Below are 22700 nucleotides of genomic sequence, written 5' to 3'. Positions count from 1 at the left end.
CCTTATATCACCGATTAGCTAGTCATGAGCCTTTGTATTAATCCCGTTTGTCCTCAACCCAATCAATCAGACCAAGAGGAACAGCGCTTTTGCCTAAATTGTGGTTCCAACTTGGAATTGCTGGGTCGCTACCGAGTGATGCGCCTGTTAAGTGACAAAACTGGCTTTAGTAAGGTTTATGAAGCATACGAACAAGACATACCAAAAATCCTCAAGGTGCTTCAGGAGGATCTTTCTGGAGACGCTAAGGTAGTCGAACTATTCCAGCAGGAGGTAGCTGTGCTGCAACAGTTAAATCATCCTGGTATACCCAAAGTCGATGGTTACTTCCAGTATCAAACCAGAAATGGTTTGCTGTTGCACTGTCTGGCAATGGAAAAAATCGACGGACTCAACTTAGACCAATGGCTAAAGCAGCAAGACAATCTCCCCATTTCTCAAGCACAAGCTATAGCCTGGTTAAAACAGTTGGTAGAGATTTTAGTTGTATTACATGGCAAGCAATACCTGCATCGTGATATTAAGCCATGTAATATTATGCTTCGCACTTCTGTTGATCCCCTTAGTAAGGAAGATTGGGGGAATTTAGTCTTGATTGATTTTGGCACAGCTAAAGAAGTAGCAAAATCTTTAACCAAGATGAATGCAATTATGTCATCTGGCTATAGCGCCCCAGAACAAATGCATGGCCAAGCTGTACCGCAATCCGATTTTTTTGCTTTGGGACGCACCTTTGTATTTTTGCTGACAGGATATCATCCCTTAGATATGTACGATATCCAGCATAATGTTTTGCACTGGCGGAATCGTGCGACTCATGTCTCAACCTTGCTCTTAAATTTAATCGACTGGTTAATGGCACCGGACATAGAAAAGCGTCCCGCCAATGCCCAGGAAATTTTGCAGCGTTTAGGAGAAATTGAAAAACTAACTATACAAGGAAATCATCAAACAGAACAGTTAGCTTCGCCAGCTAGCAAAACTTTGTCATCGCCAGAGAAGCAACCAGAAAAAATGCCCCTGCTGGCATTACTAGGAGCACTCCTGGCATCATTAGGATTACTGGGTGTAATAGCTTTATTTTTTGGAACCTTAAAATTGCCTTTGGTTCCTAATTATGGGCAAGTACCAGAACGAAAAGGCAAAGTAGATTACTTTCCCTATGCAGAAGGTAAGGATAGTCAGGGGAGAATTGCAGAATTTAACATAGCTGTTTTATCAGTAGAATATAAATGGCTTTTAGGTAGTAATTTTCAAATTAAATATAACGATACAACTATCAGTCTGGAAGTTTTAAAGTTAAATTTAGAACAAGAAGGTATACAGAATATAATGGAAAATCCTAACGAAATTATTTCTGTAGGTACGGCTTCTTGTGAGGGTAACCTAGCAGTTGAACAACGCCGTGCTCTAGAACGTTCAAAGCAAATCCAACTTTTAGCCAAGAAATTATTCAGTAATACGCCCAGTATTAAAGGTTATCGCTTATTAAATATGGGGCAATTTCAACGAAGTGATTGTCAGCCAAATCAAGATTTAACTGCATATCAAAGAAGTATTATTATTATTGGCGTTAAGAAGAAATCAGACGGTGTAATTCTGGATGAAGCGCTTAGAAATAGGTTAGAGAAGAAACCTTTTGCTGATTTTAGATTAGAAGATTATTCCTTGGGTTCGGCGAAGAAGTTTAAGACAATACCAAGTAATTTGTAGGCAATGTGTATGAGTGAAATTTTACGCTCCCATTCCAGAATACTGCTTCAAGCCCATACGCCACAACCAGCGATTTACAAAGAAAAATATTAACGTCCAACCTACCAAGGACAAAAATCCTCGGACTAAATCTACAGGTAGACCTACCAAAATACTCGCAGGGAAATCTACTAAATAAGGAAAAGGTGTCCACATAAGTACTATTCTTACAGATTCAGGAAATACTTCTAATGGTGCAATTAAACCAGATAAAAATAAATAAAATAACAACCAAAGATTTTCTAAAGCAGTAGCCCGTTCTGTCCAAAAGGCTAACATCGCAAAGGTATATTGAATGATAAATCGTAAAGTAAAAGCTAACGTTACTGATAACAAAAACAATAAAAATTTACCCAAGCTGGGCAACCAAAAGGCTTGGGGATAAAGGATGAAAAATAATAGTATTAATAAAAATGTAAATTGAAGGCGAGCAACTCGATCAGCAACGTGGGTTGCAACATGATGCCATACAGGATCGAGAGGTTGTAGAAGCTTGGGCGACAATTTACCTTCCACTACCTCTTTTTGAAAATCCCAAATTACCCATACAGCAGTAAATTGCCTAATAATAAAAACTGCTAGAAAGTAACGAGCAAAATCTACAGGTGTTAAATTTAAACGTCCATTCTGTGCTGCCTGTATCCAAATACCCATAAAAATAATAGGTAAAGAACCAGACAAAACCCAGAAAATCATTTCTGCTCGGTACTCAAGGATATAGGCGTAGTAAACTGAAAGCAAAGTTAAGGCTTTTCTAATAATCCGCTTCATTGATGAGAATTAGGAATAATGTATTATCAATTAATATGCATATTCAGTAAGGTGGGCACTGCTCACCTTACTAGTACTCAGCACTTACTATACAACTCCCGCCTGAAACACTGTGCCAATAACTTCCTCTACAGGCGGTTCAGTTACTTTTAAATCGACTACCTCCAAATCAGCCAAAATCTGAGACACCGTTTGGGTGAGCACTTCTTGGGGAACTAAAAAACGCACAGTCCGCCCTTCTAAAAGTTGCATCTCACCATAAAATGCGAGTTTTTCTTTAGGCAAACATTGGGCTAACTCGACGTGAATTTCTCGATAAGGTGCGAAGCGTTCTAGCAGTTCATCTAGGCTGCCATCGTACATTAGCTCTCCTTGATGAATCAACAGCACTCGCTGACATAAAGCTGTAATATCAGCCATGTAATGGCTAGTTAACAGCACAGTTGCTTGGTAACGCTGATTGTACTCGCGTAAAAAATCTCGTACTCCTGCTTGAGCATTCACATCTAACCCCAAGGTGGGTTCATCTAAAAACAATACCTGGGGACGGTGCAATAGTGCGGCTAAAAGTTCCGCCTTCATGCGTTCACCTAAAGACAGTTTTCGTACTGGTTGGGTAAGCTTGCTTTCTAGAGAAAGCATCTCGGCTAATTCACCCACCCGCCGCCGGAACTCGTTATCAGAAATGTTGTAAACAGCAGCGTTAATTCTTAAAGAATCAAGGGCTGGTAAATCCCAAATCAACTGCTGCTTTTGCCCCATCACCAAAGTAATTTTTTGCAAAAATGCTTCTTGGCGAGCAAAGGGAACCTGTCCAGCTACTCTAACGCTACCGCTAGAAGGATGAATCAGTCCCGTCAGCATTTTGAGGGTGGTCGTTTTACCTGCACCATTCGGGCCTAGAAAACCTACTACTTCCCCAGTAGCAATTTCAAAGGAAACATTCTGAACTGCTTTAATTGAACGGTAGGTGCGGCGGAAAAAGTGGGTAATTGTCCCTTTAATGCCTGGCTCTTTCACCGCCACTGGATAAAATTTGCTCAGGTTTTCAGCCACGATTATCGGCATAGGCCTCATTTTAAACGACCTGAGCGCAAAATACTAATAATGAGTGACAGCCCCAACAAACTAGCAAATGCAAAGAGGACACTGCTTAAAAAAGATAGTTGAGTTGTCTGTGCGTGGTTGGAAATAGTTGCTGCACCCATAATCAGTGAACCTACCAGGATGCTAAAAGAAAGACGGTTGGCAGCATCGTCCATAGTACGCCTGACACCATCTAAACCCCGTAGCGATAAATTCCACTGCAAGGTTTCCGAAGTTACTCGATCTAATAACAATTCAATCTGGCGGGGCGATTGTAAAGACAGACTTTTGAGATCCAATGCGGTTCTTAAGAGCGATCGCAAAGGATTAGCTCCTACTAACTGGCGGCGAAACAAGTCTGTGAGCAATGGTTGAATTTCGTCGATAAAGTTCAGTTCTGGGTTAAATCCCCGCGCCAATCCTTCTAAATTAGCCAAGGTTTTGGCATACAAGCCCATGTTACTAGGCAAGCGAATTTTATTATTGCGGGCAACTTGCAAAATTTCGTAAATAACTTGACTGAAATTAATTTCCGATAAATTGATGTTGAGATACTTGCGCAGCATCCGGTCATAATCATTTTCCAGGCGAGCTAAAATTACAGGCTGGCTGGAATCTGCTAATTGTAAAGTTAACTGCGCACATCGTTGAGCATCTAAATCCACGATCGCTAACAGCATTTCTGTTAATATCTGCTGAGTGCGGGGATCAAGTCTGCCCACCATACCACAATCTAACAAGGCAATCCGCCCATCTTGGAGATAAAACAAATTTCCTGGATGAGGATCGGCATGAAAAAACCCATCTATATATAGTTGTTGGAAAAAAGCTCGAAATAGTAAAGTCGTGATCGCTTTGCGTTCTATAACGGGATCTTTACCATTATTACTACTGAAGTTGGCTGAGAGTATCGGTACGCCCTCCAGCCACTCCATTACCATTAATTTTTCTGTAGTTAATTCCCAGTAGACTTCAGCAACTACTATTTGTTGGGGATCAAACCAGCGGCTATGAGATAAGTTCTTGCGCAGTTGGTCTGTATATCCCGCTTCCCGTGTGAAATCTAACTCGGCTTCTAATGCTTTAGTAAATTCTTCGGCAGTAGATTTAATTTCGTAGGTTTTGCCAAAATCAGTTCGGGCTACCAAATCGGCAATCCCTTGAATTAAAGCAATATCTTGGGCAACTGTAATATCGATCCCCGGACGTTGTACTTTTAAAGCAACTTCCCTACCGTCTGCTAATGTAGCTCGATGTGTTTGGGCAATTGATCCCGCAGCGACCGGCACAGGATTAATTTTCTGGAAAGTTTGTTCCAGCGGGGTTTTTAGCTGTTGGCGCAAAAGTACTTCTATTTCTGTCCAGGGAACTGGTGGAACTTCATCTTGCAGCGTAGATAGTTCATCAATGTAGCCAGCACTAAGTAAGTCTGGACGGGTAGAAAGTAGCTGACCTAGTTTGACATAGACTGGCCCCAAATCCACCAAGATATTTTTTAATACCGCAGGTGTGGGTAACTGCGGTTCATCAGCTTTGCCACCAGTAAGTAGCCTACGCATATAGTCCCAACCGTTACGCAGGACTACTTCGATAATTTCTCGTTGACGCGGAACTGTTTGAGTGAGGAACATTTTTTTTGGAGATGGGGCATTGGGCATTGAGCATTGAGCATTGAGCATTGGGACATGGGGTATGGGGTAGGGGCATGGGGCATTGGTATGGTAGCCCCCTTGTCCTCCTTGTCCCCCTTATCCCTTTTCCCAGTCCCTAGCCTCTAGTCACTCGCCTATATCAAGTTATAATGAAACTAGCAGGATTTTAGCCTCTGCCAAGGGTTTTAACTTTTACAGCTATAGCAAGTCGGTGAATCGGGGATCGCTTTGGAGTGTTTTGAGAATCTGCTTAATTTCCTGGGTACGGTCTTTTTTGACTATGAGGGTAACTTTGCGATCGCGCACAATCACAACATCCTCTAAGCCTATGGTAACAATTACGTCTTCGGGATCGGTGGCGTAAAGCAGTGCCCCGTTGGTATCCAGCCCAACATGGGTAGCAAGTTCTACATTGGGATTCTCTTCTGTTTTTAGTAAGCGCTCAATTGCATTCCAATCGCCTAGATCATCCCAACCAAATGCCACTGGTAAGACATATGCTAAAGTGGTCTTTTCCATGAGAGCATAGTCTATACTTTTTTTAGGCAACTGCGGATAAATATCAGGACCATTTTGTGCTAGAGGTTCAATAATTTCCGGTGCATGGGTATAAAGTTCCTTCAGAACCACCCCAGCTCGAAAAACGAACATGCCACTATTCCAGCTAAAACGCCCCGTTGACAAAAAAGATTCAGCCGTTTCTCGGTTGGGCTTTTCAGTAAAGCGGTTGACGTGATAAGCTGGCAACTCATTAAAGTTACCAATTTTTGCGCCTTGTTCGATATAGCCGTAACCAGTTGATGGGAAAGTAGGTTTGATCCCCAGAGTGACAATCGCTTCTGTACTTGCCGCCAAAGAGCTTGCAGCATTTAAAGTGTCTGTGAATGCATTTTGATCGGCAATCCAGTGGTCAGCGGGGAAAAAGCCGATGATAGCGTCTTCTCCATAACGCTGTTTGATTTCTAAACTTGTCCAAGCAACAGCTGCGGCAGTGTCTCTTCCCTCTGACTCGATCAATAAATTTTGTGACGGCAGTTGTGGCAGTTGTTGTCGCACTCCTTCAGCTATTTGTTTAGAAGTTATGACAAACAAGGAATCCCATCCGCCTACGAGTTCTATCAGTCGATCGGCGGTTGCTTGTAGTAGGCTCCTAGAGCTACCATCAAGGCTTAAAAATTGCTTGGGTCGCCCAGAACGACTCAATGGCCAAAAACGCTCACCTTTACCACCAGCAAGGATCACGGGGAACAATGAATTAGTCATTTTGTCATACACACCTACTAAAGAACACTACAAGTTTACAGTGGGCTTATCCACTGGCAAGATTTGTAGCTTGCATTAACATACTTTTAGGGAGTGGTTGAGTGGGGAGATAATTGTGATTAAACAAATGCAATGGACGGAAAATCAAGTTACGCCTCAGCAAGTACCAGTTTTAGATTTAGATGAAGTTCAACCTCAACAATTACAACACTCAGAAAATCAGGTTACACCGCAACAGGCACCAGCACCAGAGCCGGAAGTTACACCAAAGGAACCAGCTCATGTTTCCCGTGGTGTTGTAGAGTCTGTAGGTGAAATCCCCAATCAGCTTTATGAGCGCTTGGGCTTAACCATGCCGCGATGGCTATTGTGGATTTTAACCGTTGTTTTGGGAGTCGTTCTATCTGGGCTTTTAGTATCCACCTTGGCGTTGTGGACTCCTTTATGGAGTAATCTGGATCAAACCGATGAAGACGCAGGAGTAGCTACTAAGGATCAGCAAAAAATCCCTCTGCCTGGGGAATTATGGGGTAAAATCTCCGAGTATCAGCTTTCAAGACCCATGAATATTTTAATTATGGGGATTGAACCAGTCAGAGGTACTGTTGATGGCTCACCTGAAAGTTTTGCTGGCAAAAGCGACACCATGCTGATGGTTAGGCTTAACCCTGGCGATAAATCGATCAAAGTGCTTTCAATTCCTAGGGATACGATGATTGCGATCCCAGAAAAGGGATTGACAAAGGTATCCGATGCTAACGCCCAAGGTGGCCCAGTTTTGGCAGCGCGGGTAGTCAGCCGGACTTTAAACAATGCCCCAATCGATCGCTATATGCGGATCTCCACCAGTGGCTTACGCCAGTTGGTAGATCAGTTGGGTGGGGTAGAGGTCTTTGTCCCCAAAGCTATGTCTTATGAAGGCACCTCTAGCCGACAGTCAGTTAATTTAGTTAGCGGCTGGCAAACTCTCAACGGCGAACAAGCAGAACTATTTGTGCGTTACCGCGACTCAGGTTTGGGGGATTTACCAAGAGTACAACGGCAGCAAGCACTCATGAAAGCGTTACTAGAACGCCTCAATAGTCCTACTGTCTTACCCAGGTTGCCGCAATTAACTCGGATTATGCGGAAGTACTTTGATACCAACCTGAAAATCGAAGAAATGATGGCATTAGTGAATTTCTCTGTAAACCTAGACAGAGATAATTTCCAAATGACCGTGTTACCTGGTGGCTTCAGCCGTTTCAGCCAAGACCCCAATAGTTATTGGTTGAATATGACTGGGCAACAGAACCTATTGAATGATTATGTTGGGGTAAATGTACCTGGTCTTAAGCCCGATGTGCGACCAGTGCCTAAACTCAAAATTGCTATTCAAAATGCTTCTAATCAACCTCAGTTAACTGAAAAAGTTATCAATTATCTCAAACAAAAAGGTTTTACCAGTGTTTACGCAGTGCCAGATTGGCCTGATACTCAACGCCAAACTCAAATTATTGTCCAAAAAGGTAAGCGAGAACTAGGAATTGACCTGCAACAAATTGTTGGTTTAGGTCAAATCGAAGTTTCAGCTACTGGTGATTTGGAATCTGACTTGACAATCCGAATTGGTAAAGATTGGAAGTAGTCATTCGTTAGTAGTCAGTAGCTAATAACAACTGACTACTGACAATTGATCGAGGTCAAATTTATGAAAAAGTTTTGGCTACGCTTTTTGAGTTTAATACTAATTTTGATCCTGGCTGGTTTATGGGTGATTTTTACTCCTAAACCAGCTTTTGCGCAAGCAAAGACAATTAACTATAACAATACCCATTTAGAAAATCGTGACTTTTCCTACACTGATTTAGCTGGTGCGAAATTTGTAGCAGCGGAAATGCGGGAAGCAAATTTTCAAGGAGCAAATTTAACCAACGCTATTTTGACTAAGGGCGTTTTGTTAAAAGCAAATTTAGAAGATGCAAACCTCAGCGGTGCTTTGGTCGATCGGGTAACTTTTGATAGTGCAAACCTGAAAAATGCGATTTTTACAGAAGCAACTTTGACCAATAGCCGCTTTTATGATGCGGTGATTACTGGTGCTGATTTTACAGACGCGTTGATTGATCGCTATCAAGTGGCATTATTATGCGATCGCGCCGATGGGATCAATTCAGTTACTGGTGTTTCTACACGCGAGAGTTTGGGGTGTAAATAAGTATTGGGCATGGGGCATGGGGCATTTCTGATTTATCTTCCTTATCCTCCTTGTCTTCCCGAAGTTCTGAGCGCCGGAAGCTGGCGCTCAGACTTCTCTCCTTGTCCCCTATGCCCCAATACGGTTCAGTTAAGGTGATAAGTGTTCTCATCTGTCGAACAAAAACCAAGATTTGGGGGAGAATCCCCCAAACCCCCGATTGGGGGACGGTTGCGTCCCCCAAGCCCCCTCCAAAATAATTGTTCGGTTTTTTGTTTAGTAATTATTTGTGAACTTTGTTGTCAATGAATTTTCTTAACTGAACTGTATTCCCCTATGCCCCCTCATCTCCCCAATCCCCAATTCTTTTCACTCAGGCAAACCCATAACTGTACGATAATGCGCTGCAAGTTGGGCTACAGTTGGAGACTGGCGTTGACTATGCCACTGGCTGTGTTTAAATATTTCTTGTCGCAAATCGTCAACGTTGATTGTAGTAACTTTGCCATCAGCGACAATTTGTTTGCCATTTACCCAAGCACTCGTGACAACATTGGTAGGGCGTCCTAAAACTAACAAACTAATGGGATCTGTACGGGGTAATAAAGATAAATTAGTCAAATCGTAAAGTACTAAATCGGCTTGTTTCCCTACAGATAAAGTACCGAGTTGATCTGCAAGATTTAATCCCTTAGCACCTCCCAAGGATGCCATTGCTACAGCTTGCCTGGGTGTAATCCAGTGCTGATAATCTAAGTCTGTAATGTTGTGCAAAATAGACCCGATTTTAATCGCTTCTAACAAATCTTGTGAATCATTACTAGAAGCGCCATCACAACCAAAGGTGACATTTACACCTGCTTGCCGATATTTTAAAATTGGGGCGACACCGCTACCTAAACGCAGATTACTCAAGGGGTTGTGAACGACTGTAGATTGAGTTTCTGCGAGGATAGCAATATCAGCATCGCTCAACCAGACGCAATGAGCAAGAGAAGTGCGATCGCTTAAATAGCCAATGCGCTTGAGATGTTCCACAGCAGAACAACCGTATTTCTCTTGGGCGAGTTTTTCCTGGGCTTTGGTTTCCAGCAGGTGAGAGTGACGACAAAGATTATAGCGATCGCTTAATTCAATACAGCCAGTAAATAAAGCATCACTACATAATTGAATTCCTGTAGGTGCAACTAAAATATTCACACCTTCATCGGGGCGATGCAACTGCTTGACTGCTGCTTCGATAATGTCTAGAGTTGCTTGAGTTGAGCGAAAATAAGGTTCATGAGTTTGTTGCGATTCCCCAGATGGTATCCCTGCTGTCAGGGATTCATCTTGAATTAAAGGGGCGATAAAAGCCCGAATTCCCACTTCTCTGTAGGCGCGAGTAGCCGTAGCAATGGTTTCAAACTCTTGTCCGGGAATTAACACCAAATGATCTACAACACTCGTACCACCAGAAAGGAGAGTTTCTACCGCCGTTCCTAAAGCGCTGAGGTAAACTTTTTCTAAATCCAGGGGGGTAAAATCGTAGAGTTCCGCCAGCCATAATTCTAAAGGTAAGGGTGGAATCGCTCCACGTTGCCACATTTCTGAAGAATGGGTATGGGCGTTGATGAAACCAGGAAGTAATAATTGATGTGTACCATTAATTGCTGTGCCAATCACATCTAAATTAGGAGCGATCGCCGCAATTTTACCGTCCACAATCTGGACATCAACGAATGCATAAGCATTATCAGTGGGAATTAAAACGTTCTGGATAGTAAACTTCACGATTTTAACCTTAATTAAGTAATCGAACGCCTGGGGGAATTTCGGGTTACAAATTAAAACATGGTCTTGGGTGTTGCAATTTATGAATCAGCCTTTTCGGTCATTGGGAGTTGCACCAAATGCTTGGACAGTGAATCAGGCGATCGCAGACATTACTCGTCCACAAAAGACCCCACAATCCGCTATCTTATCAACTGAAACTAAAACTCTGCGACTTGACTTGGCAAAAGCTGCCATTATCGTCATTGATATGCAAAATGACTTTTGCCACCCCGATGGCTGGTTAGCGCATATTGGCGTAGATGTCACTCCAGCCCGCAAGCCAATCGAACCTTTACAAAACTTACTACCACAACTGCGTGGGGCTGGTGTCCCGGTAATTTGGCTCAATTGGGGTAATCGTCCCGATTTGCTCAATATTAGTGCTGGGTTGCATCACGTCTATAACCCTACAGGCGACGGCGTGGGGTTGGGTGCTCCTCTACCTAGCAATGGTGCTAAGGTACTAATGGCAGGTAGTTGGGCAGCAGCAGTAGTAGATGAACTCCAACAGTTACCGGAAGATATTCTTGTTGATAAATACCGCATGAGTGGCTTTTGGGATACTCCCTTAGATAGTATCTTGCGTAACCTGGGAAAGACGACACTATTTTTTGCTGGCGTTAATGCCGACCAATGTGTAATGGCTACTTTATGTGATGCCAATTTTTTAGGATATGACTGCATTTTAGTGAAAGATTGCACCGCTACAACATCCCCCAACTATTGTTGGCTGGCGACGTTGTACAACGTAAAACAATGCTTTGGTTTTGTTACTGGCTCACAAGAGATTTTAACAGCATTGCAAAATGCTGAGTCTTGAGTTTTGCATCTTGTAATTATTCAGAGGAGATACATAAATGCACGCTACTCGTTGTGTGATTCCTGTTATTAAATCTCCCAAAGATTATCAAGTTTACCGAATTAGTCCTCATGATTCTAATCGGTTAGCGATTATCTTCGATACGGCAAATGCTAATACTTCCTTGACTTGCTGCGTAGAAATTTTTGAGGTAGGTGGGCAAACACCGCCTAATCGTCATCAATGGGCAGTGGAAATGTTTTTTATTCTGAAAGGGGAAGGCATGGCTATTTGTGATGGCAAGAAAGTTCCTATTAAGGCAGGAGATAGTTTATTAGTACCGCCTACAGGCACTCATTTAATTAAAAATACAGGTTCTAGTCGCTTGTATACATTGACAATTATGGTGCCGAATGAAGATTTTTCGGAACTAATTCGTAGTGGTACACCAATGGAGTTAGATGCAGAAGATATGGCGGTGCTGGGGAGATTAGATGCTTTGATGCCTTGTTAAAATTTTATGGAACCATAGATGAACACAGATGCACACTAATAAATTCATCTGTGTTTATCTGTGTTCATCTGTGGTTGAATTTTCTCAACTTATTTTCTAGTGGTACACCAATGGATTTAGAGGATATGGAACCACAGATAAACACCGATGAACACCGATAAATTCATCTGTCTTGAAAAGTTCTGATCGGAGGAAACCTCCGATCAGACTTTTCGCTGTGTTTATCTGTGTGCATCTGTGGTTGAATTTATAGCACAACACGCTTTACTTCAACTTTAGGATTACCAAAATTCAAAAGCAAACAGACTTTAATGCGAGTAACTTTGAGGTAGTTCAAACACTGGGCAAGGTGAATTCCATCCAAGGCTTTCACTGCTTTAAGTTCTACCAGCACAGATTTTTCTACCAGTAAATCGGCAAAGTATTCTCCAACTACAATGCCATCATATAGTATATCTATTCTGTACTGTTGCTCTACCCGCATACCTGCTTTTCGCAACTCATGGGCGAGAGAATTTTCATACACCTTTTCCAAAAAGCCAGAACCTAAAACATTACTTACAGTATACGCACATCCAATAATCTTAGAAGTTACGCGATCGCAATTATCTGTATACATCTATAGTTTCAGTTATAAATTTATCCCATCATACTCATGCTCAAAGTTCTTTCTAAACAAACAGCCTTCATGCATACTCGTGATGGAGTGCGTTTAGATGCAGATATTTATCGTCCTGATGCTGAGGGTGATTTTCCAATATTATTAATGCGACAACCTTATGGCAGAGCGATCGCATCTACTGTTGTCTATGCTCATCCTACCTGGTATGCTGCCCAAGGTTACATTGTAGTTATTCAAGATGTCCGGGGAAGAGGCACTTCTGAGGGAGAATTTAAATTATTTGTTCATGAAATTGCAGATGGCGAAGATACTGTAAATTGGGCGGCGAATCTTCCTTATAGTAATGGCAAGGTAGGGATGTATGGCTTTTCCTATCAAGGGATGACTCAACTATATGCTGCTGCTACTAAACCAGCGGCTTTAAAAACAATTTGCCCGGCAATGATTGGCTATGATTTGTATACAGATTGGGCTTATGAGGGTGGTGCATTCTGTTTTCAAACTAATCTTGCTTGGGCGATTCAATTAGCAACTGAAACTGCCCGTTTGCGACAAGATAAAGCAGCTTATCAAGCATTATTTGCTGCTGCTCGTAATTTGCCTTTAACTAATCCAGAAATTCTCCAAACTCTAGCTCCTGAATCTTTTTATCACGATTGGTTGGCTAATTCCCAACCAGATGCAGCTTATTGGCAAGAACTTTCGCCCAAACGCCACTTGCGAACTGTCGATTTGCCTATGTTCCACATTGGGGGATGGTTTGATACTTACCTGCGGGGTACTCTGCATTTATACAAAGATATGGCAGCCCGTAGCAGTACACCCCAACATTTGTTAGTCGGGCCTTGGGCACATTTGCCTTGGGGGCGTAAAGTTGGCAATGCTGACTTTGGCCCGAAAGCAGCTAGTCCTGTAGATAGGATGCAAATTCGCTGGTTTGACCAGTTTCTCAAAGATGTAGATACAGGTTTATTGCAAGAACAGCCTGTCTGCTTATTTGAAATGGGAAGTAATATTTGGCGCACTTTCCCCAAGTTACCAACATCAACTCAAAAATCCTATTATTTGTCAACTACCGGATTAGCTAGCATCCGGGAAGATTCTGGAACACTCAGCACTCAACACTCAGAACTCAGCACTACTGATGTATTAGTTCACGACCCTTGGCGACCAGTTCCAGCTTTGGGTGGCCATGCAGCGATTCCAGCGGGAGTGTTTGAGCGATCGCATCTTGATTTACGCTCAGATATATTAACTTACACTACTCAACCTCTAGCAGCCGACTTGCATTTAGCAGGGGATGCGATCGTGGAAATCTTTTGCAGTGCTGATCAACCGAGTTATGATTTGTGTGCTGTACTTTCGCAAGTTTATCCTGATGGGCAAGTGTATAATTTGACTCAGGGTTACGTGCATTGTCGAGCAGAGACGAATTCTACACCAATTAAAATTCAACTGCAAGCGACTTGTGCGCGTATCCCTCAAGGTAATGCTATACGTCTGAGTTTGAGTGCAGCCTGTTTTCCAGCCTACCCGATGAACTCTGGAACTGGTGCAGTAATTAATAGCGAAGATTTATTGAATGCTCAGATTATTACCTTAACAGTCAGTTGTGGCGGTGAGGCGAATTCTCGACTTTTATTACCTGTAAATAGGTCGGGGTAATTTGTTATTTGTAATTCTTACAAAGTTCTGCTAAGTAGGTCAACCAAAAAAAACCTAGAAGCGCAAAGTTTGCTAGAGAAGTAACGTCTCAAGAGTATCCAAGAAAGCTTCAGGATTTCGACGGAATCGAAGTTGTTGAATGCGATGAAGTTGATGTTGGCGTAAATCAGAGCGTAATTGTTGCCAATTCTGAACGCAAACCTGAGCCAAATCCTGGGCTGTAAAACAATGAAGTGCAGTAGCAATAGCTGAAGCTAACTGAACTGTTCCTCGAATCACAATTGATGAAGCAGCGACTTTACGACCAGTACAACGAAGTTGATGATGTCGTAAAACACCAAAAGCCTGTTCAAGGTCATTATTGGTTCGAGGTAAACCTTCAATCTCATAACAATGAAAAAGTCCAGACCAATAACTACGAGTAATCTTTAAGAAATGAGTAATACCAGGCTCTAAAGTACCTGCTTTACCTTTCTGATGTGACATGGAATCGAGTAAAGATTGAAAACTTCGTTTGACTTCAATTGCATCAAGGCCAGTTTCGTTGTTCAGAATCTCTGCGGCTTGATAAATCCAGTTATAAGCAACAGTAATTGGAGCAAATAAAGATGCTGTTTGTTCCAGTCCTTTGGAAACAATTTGTTTGAGCTTTATTAAGGGTTTTGGTAACCCCCTTTTTGAGCTACTTTTTCTAGGCTGGCTTCAATCAAACTGAGGCGTTCTTGTAATTTTAATCCCGAAGCATCTAGCGGTGGACGACCATCATTTGTTAAGGAACCACGTACAGCTAAACAATATCCACGTATAGCTTCAGACTGAGCTTGGTCACACTCATTAATACTACGTTCAATCTGGCGTACGCCCCGAACCTGCTTTTTTAGTTCCTTCTTGGCGTGCCTATCTGCTTCATAAATCACCTTGGCTGCTTCCTTTAAATAGTGAAAATGGCATAAACCATGAGCTATTCTAGGTAATGCCACTTCCACAGCTTTGCGAATTGACTGTTGTCCGTCACTTATTACCCCATCAATCTTGACATCAAGAGTATTTTTCACCTCTAATAGCAAAGCGGCTAAATCCTCATTTCTTGACGATAATAAGGTTTTTGCTAGTAAAATTTCTCCTGATAAACAATCTCGAATCACCCATAGTACTTCATGTCCAACATCCGGTTGCATCCCATCAATTGCTAATATCAATCCCCCTTGTTGTTTGGCGATGGCTTTAAGTCTTGAGTGGTCACTTAACCACAGTGCGACCAATTCGTCATATCTTTCTAACAAGTAAATAACGCTTCGCTCGCTTACTTCTACACCGCGATTACGAAGTTGTTGATGAACTTGAGGTATGCTTCTGTGTTCTTGATAGCGCAACGCTCCCACCAATGCAATCACATCTAACCCGAATTCCTGTTGTGGTAATGCCCAAGAACCTTCCTGTTCTGGTCGATACTTAATTCTGTAACGCTCACAAGACTTATTCTGACAACGGCGAATTTTTAACAGCAGTTGTACTACTACGAGTGAGAGTCCTCACGCGTCGCAGATTGTTGTACTCATTCCACATGGGTTTGCCGCAACTGGGACAATTCTGTTGCACGCATTCTAGTACTTCAGATGATGTCGATCGTAGATACTGAGACATTTCGGATTTTAGGGTGTTGTACTATCATGTTCAGTGGAAGAGCGATCGTTAAGACCCGAGGGAGCAAAGAGCAAGGGGGAAAAGAGTTAGCAATTCTTGCACAGATATATCGAATCATCGTTAATTAACCAGACTTGAAGTAACAGAGCGCTTTCCAGATTAAAGTCATTGGAACACTTATGAAACTAACAGGGAAAATTGCACTGGTTACAGGCAGTAGCCAAGGGATAGGACAGGCGATCGCAATTCGTCTAGCACAAGAAGGAGCAAGTATTGTTATCAACTACCGCTCTCATCCCGAAGGTGCCCAAGAAACCTTATCTAAGGTAACTGCGGCTGGCGGTGAGTGCCACATGGTAGACGGATTTACCATTCAGGCCGATACAGGTACAGTTGCCGATGTGCAACGCATGATTGCAGACAGTATTTCTCACTTTGGCAAGCTAGATATCTTAGTTAACAATGCAGGTATTGAAAAAAATGCCAACTTTTGGGATGTCACTGAAGCAGATTATGATGCTGTGATGAATGTGAATCTTAAAGGAATATTCTTTGCTACACAGGCATTTGTGCAACACCGCCTAGACACAAAGCAACCTGGCAAGATTATTAATATTAGTTCTGTACACGAAGAATTACCCTTTCCCCACTTTGCTGCCTATTGTGCTAGTAAAGGTGGCTTGAAAATGCTCACTCGTAATTTAGCTGTGGAACTGGCTCCTCATGGGATCACTATTAATAATGTTGCGCCAGGGGCAATTGAAACTCCCATCAATACTAAACTTTTGAACGATCCACAGAAGTTAGGGGCACTCCTGAAAAATATTCCCTTAGGAAGATTAGGACAACCAGAAGATGTTGCCTCTATAGTGGCATTTCTCGCATCTTCTGAGTCAGATTATGTGACAGGCACGACATTCTTTGTTGATGGTGGATTGCTCTGGAATTATCAAGAGCAATAGAGAGGGACATGGGGCAGAGGAGTGGAGTTCAGAAAGCTCATTAATGGAGTTCCGAGCCTTATTCCCAATGCCCATTGCCCATTTTAAATTTTGAACTCGGAGCAAAGCGACGTGACTCCAGAAGAAGTAAGATTGCAGCAGGATCGAGAACGTGTTGCCTACTGGAAACGCTGGGGCCCTTATCTCAGCGATCGCCAATGGGGAACAGTACGGGAAGATTACAGCCGCGACGGTTCAGCTTGGGATTATTTTCCTCACGATCATGCCCGATCGCGTGTTTATCGTTGGGGCGAAGATGGGATTGCTGGTATTTCTGATAGTCGGCAACGTTTGTGTTTTGCAATCGCTCTGTGGAATGGCAACGATCCCATTCTCAAAGAACGACTGTTTGGACTAACCGGCACAGAAGGTAATCACGGTGAGGATGTTAAAGAGTATTACTTTTATCTTGACAATACGCCCACCCATTCTTACATGAAATGCTTGTACAAGTATCCCTAACAAGCATTTCCCTACACGCAACTGGTAGAAGAAAATCGGCGCAGAAGCAAATTTGAGCCGGAGTTGGAGCTACTTGATACGGGGATCTTTGCCGAGAACCGTTATTTTGATGTTTTTGTTGAGTATGCCAAAGCCGCACCAGAAGATATTTTAATTCAGATTGCGATCGCTAATCGCAGTTCCCAAGCCAGCACACTTCATTTACTACCAACACTCTGGTTTCGCAATATCTGGGTTTGGAATCCCGAAATTGAGAAACCTTTTATGAAAGTGGTTAGCTCAGATCCTAACTTCAGTTTAATTGAAGCCGAGCATTCTACCTTGGGAACTCGCTGGCTTTACTGCCAAGGAGACACAGAACTCCTGTTTACTGATAATGAAACGAATTACGAACGATTATTTGGTTATAGCAATGGCTCACCTTATGTCAAAGATGGCATTAATGAGTATGTGGTGAATGGCAAAAGAGCAGCCGTCAATTCCCACCGTCTAGGTACAAAGTTTGCGGCTCATTACACATTAACAATCAATCCAGGTGAAACTAAAGTTGTGCGCCTGCGGTTGAGTGACGTGCAAACACTGGCAGAGCCTTTTGGCGAAGATTTTGATAGAATTTTCCAAACACGCCTTGCCGAAGCTGATGAATTTTACCAGCGCATCACTCCCTTCCCCATGTCAGAAGATGAGCGCAATATTCAGCGCCAAGCCTTTGCCGGCTTGCTATGGAGCAAGCAATACTATAACTATGTCGTCCATGACTGGCTCAAGGGCGATCCCCAACAACCGCCACCTCCACCGGAACGCCAGACTGGACGCAACCATGAGTGGATTTCTCTGTTCAGTGAAGATATCCTATCCATGCCTGACAAATGGGAATACCCTTGGTTTGCTGCTTGGGATCTAGCATTTCACCTGATTCCTCTAGCTGTCATCGATCCCAATTTTGCCAAGTTGCAACTAGACCGCCTGACAAGGGAATGGTATATGCAGCCCAATGGTCAATTACCTGCTTACGAATGGGCATTTGGTGATGTTAACCCACCAGTGCAGGCGTGGGCAGCTTTGCGCGTTTATCAAATCGAGCAGAAGTTTTACAAACAAGCCGATCGCGCTTTTCTAGAAAAGGTCTTTCACAAGCTGTTGCTGAATTTTACTTGGTGGGTAAATCGCAAAGATGTCGAAGGTAAAAACGTCTTTCAGGGTGGGTTTTTGGGATTGGACAACATAGGAGTATTTGACCGCAGCAAGGAACTACCCACAGGCGGCCATCTCAATCAAGCAGATGGTACAAGTTGGATGGGAATGTACTGTTTAAATATGCTAGCGATCGCCCTGGAACTTGCCCAAGAAGATTCTACCTATGAAGACATTGCCAGCAAGTTTTTCGAGCATTTTCTCTACATTGCCGATGCCATTGACGGCATTGGTAATGCAGATATTGCACTGTGGAATGAAGAAGACGGCTTTTACTACGATGCGCTGCATTTACCTGATGGACGGCAATTTCCCGTCAAAATCCGCTCAATGGTAGGGTTAATTCCCCTCTACGCTGTCACAGTTTTAGAATTAGAAACTTTACAGCGTTTTTCAGGCTTTAAGCGTCGCATGGAATGGTTCATCCGCAACCGTCCAGACTTGAAGGATAATGTCGCCTGCATGGAAACACCGGGGGTAGGAGCAAGAAGGCTATTGGCGATCGCTTACAAGACAAAGTTACAACGTATTTTGCAACGAATGCTGGACGAAAATGAATTCTTGAGTCCTCACGGAATTCGCGCCATTTCCAAGCATCACCTCAAAGATCCTTACACTTTACATATAGGCGAACATGATTACTGTGTTCGTTACGAACCCGCCGAATCTACCACAGGTCTGTTTGGCGGTAACTCTAACTGGCGCGGCCCGATTTGGTTCCCAGTAAACTACTTAATTATTGAAGCACTCTGGAGATTTCATGACTACTTTGGAGATAGCTTGAAGGTGGAATTTCCTACAGGTTCTGGGCAAGAAATGACATTAAAGGAAGTGGCGATCGCCCTTTCTCATCGCTTAGTTGCTATTTTTGAGCAAGATCCTGGCGGTCGTCGTCCGGTATATGGCAATCTAGAAATATTTCAATCCGATCCCTATTGGCGCAATTATATTTTGTTCCATGAATACTTTCATGGCGATAAAGGGGCGGGTATTGGAGCCAGTCATCAAACAGGCTGGACAGGATTAGTCGCCGCAATGATTCTCCAAAATGCTGAACACCGAGCGCAAGAGCAACAGCATGGAAACATTTAGAAAGCATTTACCAGAATACTTAATGGAAGCAGCAGAACTGGGATTATTTCTGATTGCTGCGGGAGTATTTACCTGTGTGTTTGAGTATCCTGGTTCTCCGATTCATCAAGCAATTCCCAATGGCGATTTGCGTCGGTTATTGATCGGCGCAATCATGGGGATGACGGCAATTACCCTGATTTATTCGCCTTGGGGTAAGCAATCCGGCGCACACATGAATCCTGCTGTCACGCTCACCTTCTATCGTTTGGGCAAAGTTAAACGTCAGGATGCTATTTTTTACATTCTGTTTCAATGTTTAGGCGGATTATTAGGAGTTTATTTGGTAGCGCTATTGCTGGGTCAGGTGTTCACTAAAGCGCCTGTAAACTACATCGTCACCGTGCCAGGAACATCAGGTTGGTTTGTGGCTTTATTGGGCGAGCTAGTCATTGCATTTATGATGATGATGACAGTTTTGCTCAGTAGTAACAACCAAAAACTCAGTCACTTTACAGGGCTATTTGCTGGATTGTTGGTAATGCTTTATGTCTTTTTTGAAGCTCCTTTATCTGGCTTTGGCATGAATCCTGCCCGCAGCCTGGCTTCTGCCTTACCTGCCCACATTTGGACAGCATTTTGGTTATATGTAATTGTGCCACCTGTGGGGATGTTGCTGGCATCGGGAGTATATCAATATCTATTTGGCAAACGTGCCGTTAAGTGTGCCAAATTGCATCATGACAATCACAAACGCTGTATTTTTCGCTGTGATTACAATCGTCACGGCAAAATCGATTTAAGCGACAAGCTACCGATTCCCAAAGAACAATCATGACAACCAACATTCATTATGATGCGATTATCATCGGCACTGGAGCAGGTGGTGGCACTTTAGCCTATCATCTTGCACCCAGTGGCAAGAAAATTTTAATTCTGGAACGAGGTAAATTTTTACCGCGAGAAAAGGAAAATTGGAGTGCGCTGGAAGTTTACCAAAAAGAACGGTATCACACTCCAGAGCAGTGGTACGACGTAAATCATAAACCCTTCCGTCCAGCAACAAATTACTGGGTTGGTGGTAATACCAAAGTTTACGGTGCAGCATTGTTGCGATTACGGGAACGCGATTTTGATCGGGTGGAACACAAAGACGGTATTTCACCAGAATGGCCATTGAAATACCGAGATTTTGAAGCATACTACACTCAAGCAGAGGAGCTTTACGATGTTCACGGTCAAGGGGGTGTCGATCCCACCGAGGCAGCTAGGAGTTTACCTTATCCTCATCCTCCCATACAGCATGAACCCCGAATGCAGGAACTTGTTAACGGTTTGAGGCAAGCTGGTTTGCATCCCTTTAATCTGCCGTTAGGATTGAAACTTAACGAGGTTGATCAGAGCGTGGGAAACTGTATTCGTTGCAATACCTGTGATGGCTTTCCTTGTTTAACTCAAGGTAAAGCTGATGCTGAAGTTAACTGCATTCAACACATTCGCCATAATGAAAATATTACTTTATTGACTGAAGCCAAAGTCACACGGTTACATACAAGTCCCTCTGGTCGACAAGTCACCCGCGTAGAAGCTGAGATTAACGGTGAAACTCAATTCTTTACAGGCGATATTGTTGTAGTTGCTTGCGGCGCGATTAACTCAGCAGCATTGTTGTTGCGATCGCACAATGACCAACATCCCAACGGATTAGCAAATAGTTCCGATCGGGTAGGGCGCAACCTGATGAAGCATATTTGCATGGCAATGGTGCAACTCAACACAAAACTCAATCCTTCTGTTTACCAAAAAACAATCGCCATTAGTGATTTTTACTGGGGCGAATCCGATTTTCCCTACCCAATGGGCTTGGTACAAAATACTGGCAACGTCTTGGCAGATATGCTACCCGCCGAAGTTCCCGCACTGTTGGCTCCACTATTAAAACTGCGACCAGGAGCAGAACTGAAAACAGTTGCCGATCGTACAGTTGGCTGGTGGTTGCAAACAGAAGACTTACCCGATCCTGAGAATCGCGTGCGGGTAGAAAAAGAGCGCCTTTACTTAGACTATAAACCCAACAACTTAGAAGCAAGCGATCGCCTAGCTAAACGCTGGGTAGCCATTCTCAAGCAGGTAGATCGGGCAGAACACTGCATCCCTTTCAGCCTCTATCCCCGCAATATGATGCCGCTGCAATCAGTTGGTCATCAATGCGGTACTTGTCGTTTTGGAGAAGACCCAAAAACCTCGGTACTAGATTTGAATTGCCGTACCCATGACGTGGATAATCTCTATGTTGTCGATGGCAGCTTCTTTCCATCTAGTTCTGCGGTCAATCCTACGCTGACCATTATCGCCAATGCCTTGCGAGTGGGCGATCATTTACTCGATTGCTGGAAGTGATTGAGTTAAAGTTATTGCTCACAAAGGTGTGAGCGATCTGCGGAAAGCAACAGCGCTTCGCTATCGCCCAGGTAGAACTAATCAAAAGCGTAGTTTACCGCCGCAGGCATCGCTCAAACAGTATTATTCATCCCGCCGCATATCCACCACACCCGTAAGCTTCATTCTCAATAAGCGCCCCATATCCGCCCATTTTTTCAAGGGGGTTTTACCCTCTAAACCTTTATCTGGCTTGCTTTGGCGACAATAGTCGCCCCATGAAAGGGGACAGTTCAAACCGATAAGCATTCAATCAAAGCGCTCGCTAAAAGATTTAGCTGGTGGGCATCTCAGCCTTAACGACCAGAATTTTTCCGTTGCTAAAACTAAGCCAACTAGAGGTAGTCTCAAAACCACAATAATTGCGGACTAAACCACAATAATTGCAACGAAACTGCAATCAAGTGTTCTGAAACCACAATAATTACAACTAGCCGAAAGCCATATCCAGAGCCATTTTAAGGGGATTACGCTGACCCAGGTGTCCAAATTAAACGAACCAATTAGCCAAACACTTATGTCCGAATGTTGTAGTTTAATCTGGACGATATCCGTCCAAATTTAATCATGAATCAGGTTTTTGGAAGTAAGTTTCACCAATGGCCGCGATTGCGAACCTGATCTGTACAGGGAAAGCCACCAACTTGGCTCTAAAGATCGAGGTCGGACAGGATCTCGTACCAACTGTTCTGCCCCTTGCTGATGGGATCGATGTTCAACTCCAGCCGTGTTGCTTCGCGAGTCATATCGTGAAGGAGATAAAGTGCGTAAACG

Annotated in this window: 16 protein-coding genes and 2 pseudogenes; 10 read left to right on the top strand and 8 right to left on the bottom strand. The window is 43.2% G+C overall.

What is annotated here, in order from left to right; translation table 11 throughout:
* Positions 1 to 24 precede the first annotated feature (24 nt).
* Positions 25 to 1713, top strand: coding sequence for a serine/threonine-protein kinase (locus tag BV375_RS08210; protein WP_086759231.1), 1689 nt, complete (start codon positions 25 to 27; stop codon positions 1711 to 1713).
* Positions 1714 to 1734: 21 nt separating this feature from the next.
* Here the strand turns inward: BV375_RS08210 and BV375_RS08205 are convergent, their stop codons facing one another.
* The 4 genes from BV375_RS08205 to BV375_RS08190 form a co-directional block, all read right to left on the bottom strand.
* The gene (locus tag BV375_RS08205; protein WP_086759228.1) at positions 1735 to 2523 is read right to left on the bottom strand and encodes an ABC-2 family transporter protein; all 789 of its coding nucleotides are present in this window, start codon (positions 2521 to 2523) and stop codon (positions 1735 to 1737) included.
* An 87-nt stretch (positions 2524 to 2610) separates the two neighbouring features.
* A complete protein-coding gene (locus BV375_RS08200) occupies positions 2611 to 3591 on the bottom strand; it encodes an ATP-binding cassette domain-containing protein (protein WP_086759324.1) in 981 nt (326 codons plus the stop codon).
* A 5-nt stretch (positions 3592 to 3596) separates the two neighbouring features.
* Positions 3597 to 5240 carry an AarF/ABC1/UbiB kinase family protein gene (locus tag BV375_RS08195; RefSeq protein ID WP_086759322.1) on the bottom strand — a complete coding sequence of 548 codons (1644 nt, stop codon included), beginning with the start codon at positions 5238 to 5240 and terminating at the stop codon, positions 3597 to 3599.
* Between the two features lie 219 nt (positions 5241 to 5459).
* On the bottom strand, positions 5460 to 6524 hold the full coding sequence (locus BV375_RS08190) for a mannose-1-phosphate guanylyltransferase (protein WP_086759225.1): 1065 nt from the start codon (positions 6522 to 6524) through the stop codon (positions 5460 to 5462).
* Between the two features lie 115 nt (positions 6525 to 6639).
* On the opposite strand from BV375_RS08190, the gene BV375_RS08185 reads away from it, so the two are divergent.
* Positions 6640 to 8151 carry an LCP family protein gene (locus BV375_RS08185; protein WP_086759222.1) on the top strand — a complete coding sequence of 504 codons (1512 nt, stop codon included), beginning with the start codon at positions 6640 to 6642 and terminating at the stop codon, positions 8149 to 8151.
* Positions 8152 to 8214: 63 nt separating this feature from the next.
* Positions 8215 to 8721, top strand: coding sequence for a pentapeptide repeat-containing protein (locus BV375_RS08180; RefSeq protein ID WP_086759219.1), 507 nt, complete (start codon positions 8215 to 8217; stop codon positions 8719 to 8721).
* Between the two features lie 348 nt (positions 8722 to 9069).
* On the opposite strand, the gene BV375_RS08175 is transcribed toward BV375_RS08180, so the two are convergent.
* Positions 9070 to 10473, bottom strand: a complete 1404-nt coding sequence (locus BV375_RS08175; protein ID WP_086759216.1) for an amidohydrolase — start codon at positions 10471 to 10473, stop codon at positions 9070 to 9072.
* Positions 10474 to 10555: 82 nt separating this feature from the next.
* On the opposite strand from BV375_RS08175, the gene BV375_RS08170 reads away from it, so the two are divergent.
* Entirely contained in the window at positions 10556 to 11335 is a 780-nt protein-coding gene (locus BV375_RS08170; protein ID WP_086759214.1) for an isochorismatase family cysteine hydrolase, read from the top strand.
* Positions 11336 to 11372: 37 nt separating this feature from the next.
* Positions 11373 to 11828 (top strand): cupin domain-containing protein, encoded by a 456-nt coding sequence (locus BV375_RS08165; protein WP_086759211.1) that lies wholly within the window; start codon positions 11373 to 11375, stop codon positions 11826 to 11828.
* A 247-nt stretch (positions 11829 to 12075) separates the two neighbouring features.
* On the opposite strand, the gene BV375_RS08160 is transcribed toward BV375_RS08165, so the two are convergent.
* Positions 12076 to 12447 carry a GxxExxY protein gene (locus BV375_RS08160; protein ID WP_086759208.1) on the bottom strand — a complete coding sequence of 124 codons (372 nt, stop codon included), beginning with the start codon at positions 12445 to 12447 and terminating at the stop codon, positions 12076 to 12078.
* 36 nt (positions 12448 to 12483) lie between these two features.
* Between BV375_RS08160 and BV375_RS08155 the strand changes: the two genes are divergently transcribed.
* On the top strand, positions 12484 to 14115 hold the full coding sequence (locus tag BV375_RS08155) for a CocE/NonD family hydrolase (protein WP_208099081.1): 1632 nt from the start codon (positions 12484 to 12486) through the stop codon (positions 14113 to 14115).
* 72 nt (positions 14116 to 14187) lie between these two features.
* On the opposite strand, the pseudogene BV375_RS08150 reads toward BV375_RS08155, so the two are convergent.
* Positions 14188 to 15681 (bottom strand): annotated as a pseudogene (locus tag BV375_RS08150) (ISNCY family transposase).
* A 257-nt stretch (positions 15682 to 15938) separates the two neighbouring features.
* Between BV375_RS08150 and BV375_RS08145 the strand changes: the two are divergent.
* The 4 genes and pseudogenes from BV375_RS08145 (at position 15939) to BV375_RS08130 (ending at position 21887) form a co-directional block, all read left to right on the top strand.
* Entirely contained in the window at positions 15939 to 16721 is a 783-nt protein-coding gene (locus BV375_RS08145) for a glucose 1-dehydrogenase (RefSeq protein WP_086759205.1), read from the top strand.
* A 111-nt stretch (positions 16722 to 16832) separates the two neighbouring features.
* A pseudogene (locus BV375_RS08140) lies at positions 16833 to 19508 on the top strand (glucosidase).
* Entirely contained in the window at positions 19495 to 20325 is an 831-nt protein-coding gene (locus BV375_RS08135) for an aquaporin (protein ID WP_086759203.1), read from the top strand. The pseudogene BV375_RS08140 and the gene BV375_RS08135 overlap by 14 nt, the downstream one beginning before the upstream one ends.
* Positions 20322 to 21887: a GMC family oxidoreductase gene (locus tag BV375_RS08130; RefSeq protein ID WP_086759200.1), complete on the top strand. Its 1566-nt coding sequence runs from the start codon at positions 20322 to 20324 to the stop codon at positions 21885 to 21887. The genes BV375_RS08135 and BV375_RS08130 overlap by 4 nt, the downstream gene beginning before the upstream one ends.
* 123 nt (positions 21888 to 22010) lie before the next feature.
* On the opposite strand, the gene BV375_RS36675 is transcribed toward BV375_RS08130, so the two are convergent.
* Positions 22011 to 22175, bottom strand: coding sequence for a hypothetical protein (locus BV375_RS36675; protein WP_166507405.1), 165 nt, complete (start codon positions 22173 to 22175; stop codon positions 22011 to 22013).
* Between the last annotated feature and the right edge of the window lie 525 nt (positions 22176 to 22700).

It is taken from the genome of Nostoc sp. 106C (assembly GCF_002154725.1).
Lineage (GTDB): Bacteria > Cyanobacteriota > Cyanobacteriia > Cyanobacteriales > Nostocaceae > Aulosira.
Note: the sequence above shows the minus strand (reverse complement) of the source record. Positions and strands in the feature narration are given on the sequence as shown.

What these genes read in the sequence shown, in the direction of transcription:
- BV375_RS08210 (WP_086759231.1), top strand. Translation starts at nt 25, where the DNA reads ATGAGCCTTTGTATTAATCCCGTTTGTCCTCAACCCAATCAATCAGAC.
- BV375_RS08205 (WP_086759228.1), bottom strand. Translation starts at nt 2,523, where the DNA reads ATGAAGCGGATTATTAGAAAAGCCTTAACTTTGCTTTCAGTTTACTAC.
- BV375_RS08200 (WP_086759324.1), bottom strand. Translation starts at nt 3,591, where the DNA reads ATGCCGATAATCGTGGCTGAAAACCTGAGCAAATTTTATCCAGTGGCG.
- BV375_RS08195 (WP_086759322.1), bottom strand. Translation starts at nt 5,240, where the DNA reads ATGTTCCTCACTCAAACAGTTCCGCGTCAACGAGAAATTATCGAAGTA.
- BV375_RS08190 (WP_086759225.1), bottom strand. Translation starts at nt 6,524, where the DNA reads ATGACTAATTCATTGTTCCCCGTGATCCTTGCTGGTGGTAAAGGTGAG.
- BV375_RS08180 (WP_086759219.1), top strand. Translation starts at nt 8,215, where the DNA reads ATGAAAAAGTTTTGGCTACGCTTTTTGAGTTTAATACTAATTTTGATC.
- BV375_RS08170 (WP_086759214.1), top strand. Translation starts at nt 10,556, where the DNA reads ATGAATCAGCCTTTTCGGTCATTGGGAGTTGCACCAAATGCTTGGACA.
- BV375_RS08165 (WP_086759211.1), top strand. Translation starts at nt 11,373, where the DNA reads ATGCACGCTACTCGTTGTGTGATTCCTGTTATTAAATCTCCCAAAGAT.
- BV375_RS08160 (WP_086759208.1), bottom strand. Translation starts at nt 12,447, where the DNA reads ATGTATACAGATAATTGCGATCGCGTAACTTCTAAGATTATTGGATGT.
- BV375_RS08155 (WP_208099081.1), top strand. Translation starts at nt 12,484, where the DNA reads ATGCTCAAAGTTCTTTCTAAACAAACAGCCTTCATGCATACTCGTGAT.
- BV375_RS08145 (WP_086759205.1), top strand. Translation starts at nt 15,939, where the DNA reads ATGAAACTAACAGGGAAAATTGCACTGGTTACAGGCAGTAGCCAAGGG.
- BV375_RS08135 (WP_086759203.1), top strand. Translation starts at nt 19,495, where the DNA reads ATGGAAACATTTAGAAAGCATTTACCAGAATACTTAATGGAAGCAGCA.
- BV375_RS08130 (WP_086759200.1), top strand. Translation starts at nt 20,322, where the DNA reads ATGACAACCAACATTCATTATGATGCGATTATCATCGGCACTGGAGCA.
- BV375_RS36675 (WP_166507405.1), bottom strand. Translation starts at nt 22,175, where the DNA reads ATGCTTATCGGTTTGAACTGTCCCCTTTCATGGGGCGACTATTGTCGC.